The 10,967-nt window shown below is 48.5% G+C and carries 9 protein-coding genes; 5 read left to right on the forward strand and 4 right to left on the reverse strand.

The genetic code is table 11. The features are described 5' to 3' along the window. A partial coding sequence (locus GRP75_RS13150) for an aminotransferase class V-fold PLP-dependent enzyme (protein ID WP_160789520.1) occupies positions 1-572 on the forward strand: 572 nt, incomplete at its 5' end. A gap of 87 nt (positions 573-659) precedes the next feature. On the opposite strand, the gene phnE (GRP75_RS13155) is transcribed toward GRP75_RS13150, so the two are convergent. The 4 genes from phnE (GRP75_RS13155) to GRP75_RS13170 form a co-directional block, all read right to left on the reverse strand. Further along, positions 660-1,457 carry a phosphonate ABC transporter, permease protein PhnE gene (gene phnE / locus GRP75_RS13155; RefSeq protein ID WP_013312028.1) on the reverse strand — a complete coding sequence of 266 codons (798 nt, stop codon included), beginning with the start codon at positions 1,455-1,457 and terminating at the stop codon, positions 660-662. Next, positions 1,454-2,308, reverse strand: coding sequence for a phosphonate ABC transporter, permease protein PhnE (gene phnE / locus GRP75_RS13160; RefSeq protein WP_160789521.1), 855 nt, complete (start codon positions 2,306-2,308; stop codon positions 1,454-1,456). Before phnE (GRP75_RS13160) ends, phnE (GRP75_RS13155) begins: the two co-directional genes overlap by 4 nt. Then, positions 2,305-3,075 carry a phosphonate ABC transporter ATP-binding protein gene (gene phnC / locus GRP75_RS13165; protein ID WP_039273947.1) on the reverse strand — a complete coding sequence of 257 codons (771 nt, stop codon included), beginning with the start codon at positions 3,073-3,075 and terminating at the stop codon, positions 2,305-2,307. The genes phnE (GRP75_RS13160) and phnC overlap by 4 nt, the downstream gene beginning before the upstream one ends. A 133-nt stretch (positions 3,076-3,208) precedes the next feature. Continuing rightward, entirely contained in the window at positions 3,209-4,177 is a 969-nt protein-coding gene (locus GRP75_RS13170; RefSeq protein ID WP_025722520.1) for a phosphate/phosphite/phosphonate ABC transporter substrate-binding protein, read from the reverse strand. A gap of 253 nt (positions 4,178-4,430) precedes the next feature. Here GRP75_RS13170 and GRP75_RS13175 point away from each other — a divergent pair, with 253 nt between their 5' ends. From GRP75_RS13175 to GRP75_RS13190, 4 genes are all read left to right on the forward strand, one after another. Further along, positions 4,431-6,341 carry a bifunctional 2',3'-cyclic-nucleotide 2'-phosphodiesterase/3'-nucleotidase gene (locus GRP75_RS13175; protein ID WP_160789522.1) on the forward strand — a complete coding sequence of 637 codons (1,911 nt, stop codon included), beginning with the start codon at positions 4,431-4,433 and terminating at the stop codon, positions 6,339-6,341. A gap of 246 nt (positions 6,342-6,587) precedes the next feature. After that, a complete protein-coding gene (locus GRP75_RS13180; protein WP_053326126.1) occupies positions 6,588-7,994 on the forward strand; it encodes a hypothetical protein in 1,407 nt (468 codons plus the stop codon). 197 nt (positions 7,995-8,191) lie between these two features. Then, a complete protein-coding gene (thiD, locus tag GRP75_RS13185; protein WP_013312022.1) occupies positions 8,192-9,001 on the forward strand; it encodes a bifunctional hydroxymethylpyrimidine kinase/phosphomethylpyrimidine kinase in 810 nt (269 codons plus the stop codon). Between the two features lie 237 nt (positions 9,002-9,238). Beyond that, a complete protein-coding gene (locus GRP75_RS13190; RefSeq protein ID WP_053326125.1) occupies positions 9,239-10,936 on the forward strand; it encodes a M3 family oligoendopeptidase in 1,698 nt (565 codons plus the stop codon). Positions 10,937-10,967 lie beyond the last annotated feature (31 nt).

A 10,967-nucleotide genomic window follows, 5' to 3' on the forward strand; every position in this document is an offset into this window, starting at 1 on the left:
AGTCTGCAGGGATCGTTCCAGTGGATGTAAAGGCAATGGGCGTAGATATTTTGGTCGCGGGAGCACGCAAATATATGCTTGGAATTCCGGGCGTGGCTTTTCTTTATGTAAGTAAGGACCGAATAGACCGCTTCAAGCCCCGTCTTACAGGCTGGCTTGGGCAGGAGCCCGCTTCCCGGTTTGATATTGCTCACCCGGTTCCGGCGGCGGGAGCCCGACGCTTTGAGACGGGATTGCCTTCTTTCATTAGCATTTTTGCCGCCAATGCGGCCTTAAAGCTGCTGCTGGAGATTGGAGTCACGAGTATTCAGGCCTATATGAGTGAGTTGTTGGATTTTTCCGTTGAATATGGACGGCGCAAAGGGTTACACATACGTGTACCTTACAGGGGAGGCACATTACCAAGCCTGCTCGCTGTTGAAGTAGCCGACGTGTCGGCTGTGGAAAGGAATTTGAGAAGCCAAAATATGATCGTTTCAGCACGAAAGGATGTTATCCGTGTGGCTCCGCATTTTTACAATACGGCTGAGGAAGTCCGACGAGTCATAGATGAATTGGCAGGGCGATGTTGAACGAACGGCAAAAGCCTCTTCCGAGTGAATGGGAGTATAACATCCCTTTTTACACAGGAGAGGCTCTTTGGACGTTTAGAATTCTAATTATACGATCCGTTTGCGCAGCCAGCCGGAAATCAGATCCGTCAAAATGATCAGGACCACAATGCCGAGCAAGATAACGCCTACACGGTTCCAGTTGCGCATTTGGAGTGCAAACAGTAGCGGAGTACCGATACCACCTGCACCGACCAGACCGAGCGTGGTAGCGGAACGGATATTAATTTCAAAACGGTAAAGCGAATACGAAAGAAACTGTGGAATCACCTGCGGTAGCACGGCGAAGAAAATCACCTGCCAACGGTTGGCACCGCACGCGATCAAAGCCTCTTGAGGCCCGTGATCGACACTTTCGATCGTTTCCGAGAAAAGCTTCGCTAGCATGCCGATGGAATGAATGCCGAGGGCAAGCACACCCGCAAACGAACCGGGGCCAACGGCTTTGATAAATAGGATGGCGACGATCATTTCTGGAAAAACCCGGATGACACTAAGCACAAATTTCCCGCTACCCGATAAGGGACGCAGACGGGTCATATTGCTGGACGCCCAAAAGGCGAACGGAAGGCAGACAAATGCGGACACGAAGGTTCCGAGCACTGAAATGACCAGCGTATCCAGCAACCCGCGCAGTAAATCCTCTCCCTCAGGGATGTAGACGAACGACCAGTCGGGATGAAGGAAGCCGTCCAATATAGCGACAGAGACACTTTTAGCCGTTCCCTGTAATCCTTCAAACTGCATCCCGCGAAAAGCCCAAATATAAATGATGATTAGCAGAATAGCTATCGCCCATAGGCGCAGGCGGGAGCCAATAGGTCTGCGAAGCGTAGGATCATTCATAATAATTTCCTCCGTAGCAGGTTACTGCCGTAATCAATCGCAAGGACGATGACGAGGGTCAGTAGAATAATGATGCTTGCCCGATCATATCGGAATAGCCCCAGAGAACGGTCAAGCAACAGACCGATACCACCAGCGCCGACCAGGCCCAGAACGGAAGCCGCGCGCACATTAACCTCAAAGGTATACAGCAAGTACGACACAAAGTAAGGAAGAGCCTGCGGAACCACACCAAAGGCGATGATTTGAATGCGGCTCGCGCCAACAGCGGTCATGGCTTCCAGCGGCCCGGGATCAATGGCTTCAATCGCCTCAAAGGTCAGCTTGGCTATGATGCCAAAGGAGAAGAAGAGCAGGGCGAGCATCCCTGCAAACGGCCCGATGCCGAACACCGCCACAAAGATTGAGGCAAACAGCAAATCAGGAATTGTCCGTACTAGGTTCAGGATCGTGCGCATTGGCAGCGAAATCAGTTTGCGCGGCATCACATTATAGGCACACAGCAACGCGACAGGGATCGCCAATATGGCTCCCAGTGTCGTGCCAACAATGGCGATCTGGATCGTTTCCAGCATCGGTTTCCAGATGGTAGGCAGATAGCTCCAGTCGGGTGGAAACATTTCGCCCAACAATTTGCCCATCTCCGGCAAGCCGATGATCAACTGGTAAGGTGTGGCATCCGTATGAATGGAGCAGGCTACCAGCACTACGATAAAAATCATCCAGGTGGCATAACGCTTGTAACGTCCTGGCAAAGGTGGCCCTGCTGGCGGCTTGCTTGGCTGCGGCGGTCCAGCATGCGGTGACGGTTGCGTCGAAGAGAGCGGCTGGGCAGTGGAGCCGGGCTTCATGATCCCACTCCCAGCAGCTCATCATGCTTGATGGCCCGGCCGTAGATCTCCGCAAAGGCCTCATCCGTAGCCTCCTCCGGTGTGCCGTCAAAGACCACTTCTCCGGCGCGCAATCCGATGATCCGCGTTGCATATTCGCGCGCGAGATCAATGAAATGCAGATTGACGATGGTCGTAATCTGCATTTCACGGTTGATGCGCTGGAGGTCATCCATGACCTGGCGGGTGGTCAGCGGGTCCAGCGATGCGACAGGCTCGTCCGCCAGAATGATTTTAGCCTCCTGCGCCAGGGCGCGGGCGATGGATACGCGCTGCTGTTGGCCACCGGACAGTTCATCTGCCCGGCTGTAAGCTTTTTCGCGGATGTTCACGCGCTCCAGCGCTGTTAGTGCCAGTTCGATATCCTCCTTCGGGAAGAGACCGAGAATGGTCCGCAGCGTCGAATGATAGCCGACGCGGCCGGAAAGTACATTGCGGAGCACTGTCGAACGCTTAACCAGATTGAAGCTTTGAAAGATCATGCCGATATCACGGCGAATGCGCCGCAACTCGCTGCTTCCAGCAGACGTGACGGACCTGCCACCCACGACAATGTCGCCGGACGTAATGTCATGCAGTCGGTTAATGGAACGCAGCAGGGTAGACTTACCTGCACCGGATAAGCCGACGATGACGACCATTTCTCCCTCCTGAATCGTCAAATTAATATGGTTCAACCCTTTGGTGCCGTTCGGGTATGTTTTCGATACGTTACGGAATTCGATCATATGCTCCCAACTTTCTCCCCCGATGGGGTGGAATGAAAACAACACCGCCATGAATACATGGACGGTGCTGCCCTGTCATTCGTAAAGCCTGTTTCGTAGCTGTTACTTCATTAAAGTACCTTGTTTGCTCCCATTACTTAACCGCTTGACCAACGGCTTCGGCGTATTCACGCACGGAGTCGAAGTTTTTATCGTCGCCCTTTTCATAACCTACATGGGTGTAAATCTCTTTAATGATTTCGCCGCCTGCAGGATCTTTGGCGATGTCAATAAAGGCTTGGCTGATCTTGTCTCTCCACGCTTGATCCATATCAGAACGTACGCTGACGGTGTCATTTGGAATTTTAGCTGTGTAATGAATGACGCGAGTTTTTTCAAATACATCCGGGATTTCCTTCTTCACCGTGTTACGTGCATCCTGGAAAACAGCTACCGCATCAACTTGACCGTTCAGCAGCGCCAGAATAGCAGCATCGTGGCCTTTGATTGTCACACCCTGCACATCCGTGTCCGGGTCCACGCCAGCTTTTTTCAGCTCTGCTGCAGGGTACACGTAGCCTGCGGAGGAGGTTACATTTTGCCAGCCAACCTTCTTGCCTTTCAGATCAGCTAAGCTTTGAATCGGAGAATCCTTTTTCACCACGATCATTGCTTTATAAAAGTTTACTTTTTCAGTCGTGTCCTTGCCTGTAGCATCTTCAATTCCGTAGCGTTGAGCTTGCAACAGCAAGTCGGCTGCTTTACGGTTATCGTGGGCCAGTACATAAGCATTCGGCGGAAGGAATCCTACATCTACCTGTTTGGAAGACATGGCTTCCACAATCGTATTGTAGTCAGGAGATACAGTTACTTTCACCGGGATTCCAAGCTTGTCACCCAGTAGATTTTCGAGCGGTTTGGCTTTGGCTTCGAGCGTATCTGCATTTTGAGAAGGAACGAACTGTACCTTTAACTCCTTAGGAACATAGGCTGTGCTTTCGTTTTTAGAGCCATCTGTACCCGGAGTGGACGCGCTGTTGTTATTGCTTGCATTGGAGCCACAAGCGGCTAGACCCGCTGCCAGTGTGAAAGTCATGCACAAGGTCAGTGCTTTTTTGAACAAAATAATTTCCCCCTAAACATAGTGATAACGATAATAAAAAAACCTGTAAATGCTGTGACAAACCAAATCTTAACAGCTAGTCCCGTAGCTAGGGTAAAAACCACTCCTGACTTTGGTAAAAATGATGTAAAATTTATCGTATGCTTAAAACCATTTTCTGGATTTATGCAAAATGCTTGTTTTAACATTCTCTTAACAGTGCTCTGTTAGACTTGTTCAAGCTCTATGACCGAAGCTGAGGGAGAGAACAAGATTGGATATTTTGGATATTAACGAAAAGGCAGACCAGGACAATGTAAGCCTTATGAGAGTGAAATTCCGCATTATGGTTACAACCGATTTGCATGTCAGCTTGTGGAATTACGATTATTATACGGATCAGGAGACGCTGCATTACGGTCTGGCGCAAACAGCCAGCTTGATTCAAATAGCCCGGGCGGAGGTACCCAATCACCTGCTGCTGGATAACGGAGATGTGATTCAGGGGAATCCAATGGGAGATTATGCTGTACAGCGAATCCAACAGGACCCAAGCGCGGTGCATCCCGCCTATAAAGCCATGAATCTGCTTGGGTATGAGGCAGGCAATATCGGGAATCATGAATTTAATTACGGACTGGAATACTTGCAGACTTGCCTTCGAGGAGCGCAATTTCCTTATGTGAATGCCAACATTTATATAGCGGGAGAACAAGAACGAAATTACTTTACACCTTATCTATTGCTGGATAAGACGGTAGAGGATGAAGCAGGTGGTAAGCATCTGTTGAAGGTGGGAGTCATCGGCTTTGTCCCTCCGCAAATTATGCAATGGGACAAGGCGTGGCTGGAGGGGAAAATCATCGTCAAAGATATGCTGGAAACGGCAAGACGGTTTATTCCACAAATGAAGGCGGCGGGAGCCGATCTCATCATTGCTATGCCCCATGCAGGCTTTGAGGATATTCCCGAAACGCTTGATATGGAAAATGCGGTGCTGCATCTTAGCAGGGTGGAAGGGATCGATGCCATTGTGTTTGGTCATGCACATAAAGTATTTCCCGGACCTTCGTTTATGGGGAAAACAGGTGTTGATGTAAAGCGAGGTACCATCCACGATATCCCAGCAGTGGAGCCGGGCTTTTGGGGGGATCATCTGGGTATCATTGATCTGGAGCTGACCTTTAGTGGAGAGAAGTGGCAAGTGGCTGCATCTGCTGCCGAGGTACGCCCGGTGTATGATCCGATACGCAAGGAGGCGCTGGTACAACCGGATACTGCCATTCAGCTGGCGGTAGCAGAAGAGCACGCCGGAACACTGGAGTATATTCGTGCACCTGTAGGTCAGACGACGGTGGCGGTGAACAGCTTTTTTGCTCAGGTGATGGATGATGCTTCGGTTCAGCTGGTGAATGATGCGCAAATGTGGTATGTGAAGCAGCAGATGCAAGGGAGCGAGCACGAAGGATTGCCCGTTCTGTCGGCAGCAGCTCCTTTTAAAACAGGTGGCAGATATGGCCCATCGTACTATACCCATATTCCGGCGGGGACGTTGGCGATCAAGCATATCGCCGATCTGTACAATTTTCCGAATACGTTGCATGTCGTTCGGCTGAGCGGAACGGAAATCCGGGAATGGCTGGAGTGGTCTGCTGGACAATTCCGGCAAATTGATCCTTCAGCAGAACAAGAGCAAGAGCTGATTAATTCTGATTTTCCAAGCTTTAATTTCGATATCATCGACGGCATCAGGTATCAGATTGATGTAACACAGCCAGCCAGATATGATGCTGACGGGGGCCTAAAGGACCCAGATGCACACAGAATCATTCAGATGTCTTTTGATGACGAACCGATGGATATGCAGCGAAATTATCTGGTTGTTACGAATAACTATCGCGCGTTTTCCTCTGCGCTGGTCAATCCGGGTGGAGAGCGAATTATACTTGCTTCACCGGATGAGAACCGTCATGTGCTGACTGAATACGTGCGGCATATGAAGACGTTGACGCCAAAAGCTGATGGCCATTGGTCCCTCGCCCCATGGTCAGGGCGTCCGCATGTGACCTTCCTGACCTCACCGCAAGCAACGGATGCCGCTAATGCCTATTCGGAGTTGCTTTATGAAGGGTTAACGGTAGAGGGATACGCTAAGTTTGCCCTCGATTTCGGACGTTCACGGTAAAACTGCTAACTTGTTTTTGTCCTATAAGTCCACAGCATCAAAATAATAGAAAAAGACTGTCCCACAGAGGACGGTCTTTTTTCATAAAACAGTTTTAAAATCGTACAAAATTCGTGATTTTATATGTCCTGAGTCGTATTTAAAGTTATTGACCTCTCGTATAAATAGACATATACTTTGATTAAACAAATTTTGGTTTAAAAGGTAATGAAAAAGTCACCATCATTCGTTTGAGGGGGTGTCCCTTTGGAAAAAAACACCACGATCCGCGCAGAAATAGAAAAGTATATTCAAAGTGAAGGCATTTCAATGCAATGTTTTGCAGATGCTTCCAAGGTAAATCCGGGTACACTTAGCGGTATACTTAACCGGAACCCACCACGGCCGATCTCAGTCAATCAGCTGGATTTGATTACCGAGGCCATGGGATTGGAAGAAGGATCTTTGTTCGAGATGTATGTTGATGAATGTTTTATTCATTCCTTACCACACTGGAGAAGGTTGCGTCCGTTTCTCCTGCGTTGCTCAGAGTTGAACAAGCTGGAGTGTATACGCAGTGTACTTGGCTATTTGATGGACGATTTATCGAACGTTCCTGCTATTTTTGAGACCGCAGAAGCGATGTTTGAGGATGGCAGACATGAAGCTTCCATGCTTCTGTATGATTGTGTCATCGAGAGTGAAAAGTATACCCACTCTGAACGATTGGCGATCAGCTATTTCCGTATATTCCAGATTCAGATTAAGGATAACCAACGGAACTTGAAGGCTGCTGTACAATTCCATTTGTACCGTAGTCGTCTACCGGAAATTTACGCACTGGAAGGCTTACATATGCTATCTCAAGTGTTTGCTTTAAAAATGCAATGGTCCGAGATGGAAATGTATGCGGACGAGCTAAGAGAGCTGGCGCAGGCATTGTATCGCAATCGGAACCGTTTTGGAGATGAGCACCTGGAGCTACTTAAGCCGCTCGTTTATTACTATGCTCAGGGGCATCTGCTCAAGGCCAGTTGCTATGAGTTTCAGGGCAGATATGAGGAATCCAAGCAATGGATTGAGGGTTATGCAGATTTGAGCTGGTTTGAGGGTTTAGACGAGGAAGGCTGGAAAGTGGTCAACCTACATCGTGTATATGCGCAGGGCAACCGACTTTGTATTGAAATTAAAATGGGCAACACTTCTGCAATCTATGAATATATTACTTACCTACGTGAGCATCCGGATGAGACACTGGAAGGCTTGAACACCTTGCTCGAATCGGCGAACCGGTTCGGTTATTTCGTGGATGCCGAACTGGGACTGTTTAGTCAGCAACTCAAGAGTTTCTGGGAGCTTGCACCGGAACGATGGGACACTCATTATCGCAAGCACTTTAATGCATTTCGCTTTGCATCCTTTTGTAAGGTGTTTGCAGAATATTATTTCCGAAAAGGCGATTACCCCGAGGGAGTGGGACAAACACTGCATTGCTTGCAACTGTCTGTCGATAATAGCTATACCGAACATATCATTGGTTGTATGGCTTTATTTGAGCAGCACCGGAATTTTGCTACACCGGAACAGCAGCAGTTGTATCAGAGTCTGTGCTTGGGCGTACGTGCAAATGAAAAGAATCATGCCTATGATCACAGTACTGGTGGGTATTTCTAATTCTAAATTCCATTCGAATTCTTCATATAACACGTTATTGCGAGGATGTTCCTGTTTCAAAAGGGGATGTTCTCGTTTTTTAGCTACTGTCGTCGCCTGTGACTTTTAGCATAGAGAGGACCGTTTTGCGCGTTGACAAGTTTCGCGAGCGGGATTAGGATAAATGCAGCACAGAAAGTGAAGGAGAGCATGTACAAATGACGATTCCCAAAACATTAACGATAGCCGGCTCCGACACAAGCGGTGGAGCGGGTATTCAGGCAGACCTGAAAACCTTTCAGGAGCTTGGCGTATATGGCATGACCGTATTGACAACCGTAGTAGCGATGGGTCCTAAAACCTGGGATCATCTTGTATATCCTGTTGCGTTGGATGTGGTAGAAGCGCAGCTGCGTACTGTATTGGAAGGTATCGGTTTTGATGCGATGAAAACAGGTATGCTTGGTTCCGTTGAAATTATCGAGCTGGTAGCCAGCCATTTGAAAAAGCATGATCTGAAGCGGATCGTAATTGACCCGGTCATGGTCTGCAAAGGCACGGATGAAGTGCTCCAGCCGGAAAATACAGAGGCGATGCTGGAATTGTTGATTCCTGGCGCTGACCTGGTAACACCGAACTTGTTCGAGGCTTCGCAACTGGCGAAGAATGGACCGATCACGACACTGGAGCAGATGCAGGAAGCGGCTGCGATTATCCATGAGCGTGGAGCTAAGCATGTACTAATCAAGGACCGTGGCAAAATTCGCGCAGGTAAAGCGATGGATCTGCTATATGACGGAATCACTTTTGACTGGTTTGAAGCCGATGTTGTAAAAACAAACTTTACCCACGGTGCAGGCTGCACCACTTCGGCAGCGGTAACGGCTGGTTTGGCTCAAGGGCTGACTGTACGTGAAGCAGTGGATCAGGCCAAGAGATTCATTACACAGGCCATTGAAGGTAGCTTCAAGCTGAATGAATTCGTCGGTCCAACCCTGCATGCGGCACATCGTTTGCAAAATCAATAAAGCATAAAGGTCTGCGATCTTAGAAAGACTTATAAATCTCCATCAGGCTGAATATATATTAGATTGTTTTAGACCATGACTTTTTTGATATATAGAGTTAGATGAGGCTCAAGAGCCGCAATACATGGTATTGCGGCTCTTGAGGTTGTATTTTTTTGGAATTATAGCTTCCAGTTTGGTCTAAGCGTACTGTATAATAGGCATCAGATTTATTATATTTAAGGAGGAACCGAAGCAATGACCTTATTCAGCCAAATGGCTTACAGCCGACCAGAGCAACCTGAAATTGAACAGCGGTTTAAAACGCTGTTGCAGCAGTTTCGTGAAGCGGACAGCGTAGAACGTCAAAATGAAGTGATTCATGCGATTAACAAGCTGCGCAGTAACGTGGAAACGCAATTGCAATTGGTGGAAGTTCGGCACTCCATTAATACGGAGGACGCCTTTTACAAAGCGGAGCAAGAGTACGCTGATGATTTCATGCCGGTTATTCAGGAGTATGTAACCGATTACTACCGGGCATTGGTGGATTCTCCATTCCGAACCGAGTTGGAGAGTCAATGGGGCAGCCAGCTTTTCAGTATTGCCGAGGTAGCACTCAAGTCGTTCCATCCGGATATTATTGAGGATTTGCAGCAGGAAAATAAGCTGACCTCGGAATATGCTCAATTGATTGCTTCAGCGAAGATCCCGTTCGAGGGAGAAGAACGCACATTGTCGCAGCTCCTGCCTTTTGAAATGGCTACCAACCGGGAGACGCGCAAACAGGCCTCCGAGGCTAAATATCAATTTATGAGTGAGCATGAGGACGAGCTGGACCGGATTTATGATGAACTGGTGAAGGTGCGCACGCGCATGGCACACAAGCTGGGCTATGACAACTTCGTAGAATTGGGCTATGCTCGCTTGGGACGTACAGATTACAATGCCGAAATGGTAGCCAATTTCCGCGAGCAGGTGCTGAAGCACATCGTTCCTCTGGCAACCAAGCTGAAGGAACGCCAGCGCGAACGGATCGGAGTAGATCAGCTTCGCTATTATGACGAGGGCTTCAACTTCCTGTCAGGCAATCCTACGCCTAAAGGTGACCCGGAGTGGATCATTCGTAATGGAGCACGTATGTATGAGGAACTTTCAGCGGAAACACATGAATTTTTCAGCTTTATGATCGAACGTGGATTGATGGATTTGATCAGCAAAAAGGGCAAGCAAAGTGGAGGCTATTGTACATTTTTGAGTGAATATGGCACGCCGTTTATTTTCTCAAATTTCAATGGTACATCCGGTGACATCGACGTATTGACGCATGAAGCAGGTCATGCCTTCCAGGTCTATGAAAGCCGACATTTTGAAATTCCTGAGTACCATTGGCCAACCATGGAGGCGGCTGAGATCCACTCTATGAGCATGGAGTTTTTCGCATGGCCATGGATGAATCTGTTCTTCGAGGAAGATACGGACAAATATCACTTTGAACATCTATCCTCATCGTTGCTGTTCGTGCCTTACGGCGTAGCCGTGGACGAATTCCAGCATGCCGTATACGAACATCCAGACTGGACCCCGGCCGAACGTAAAAGCGCATGGCGCTCCATTGAACGTAAGTATAAACCGCATCTGGATTATGAAGGCAACGAGTATCTGGAGCAGGGCGGGTTTTGGCATAAACAGGGTCATATTTTTCAATCCCCGTTCTACTATATTGACTATACACTCGCGCAACTGTGCGCGTTCCAATTCTGGAAACGCATGAGTATCGATCGGACAGCTGCATGGGAAGATTATTTGAAGCTATGCCGTGCCGGAGGAAGTCGATCTTTTACCGGATTGGTTGAGTTGGCTGGACTAATCTCGCCGTTCCAAGATGGCTGTATCGCCTCTGTAATCGGAGAAATCGAAGCATGGCTGAACAGTGTGGATGATAAAAAGCTGTAAGCATAACTAAAAAGGGCATTTCGCTTACCTG

The sequence above is a fragment of the Paenibacillus sp. OT2-17 genome, assembly GCF_009827695.1.
GTDB classification, from domain to species: Bacteria; Bacillota; Bacilli; order Paenibacillales; family Paenibacillaceae; genus Paenibacillus; species Paenibacillus polymyxa_B.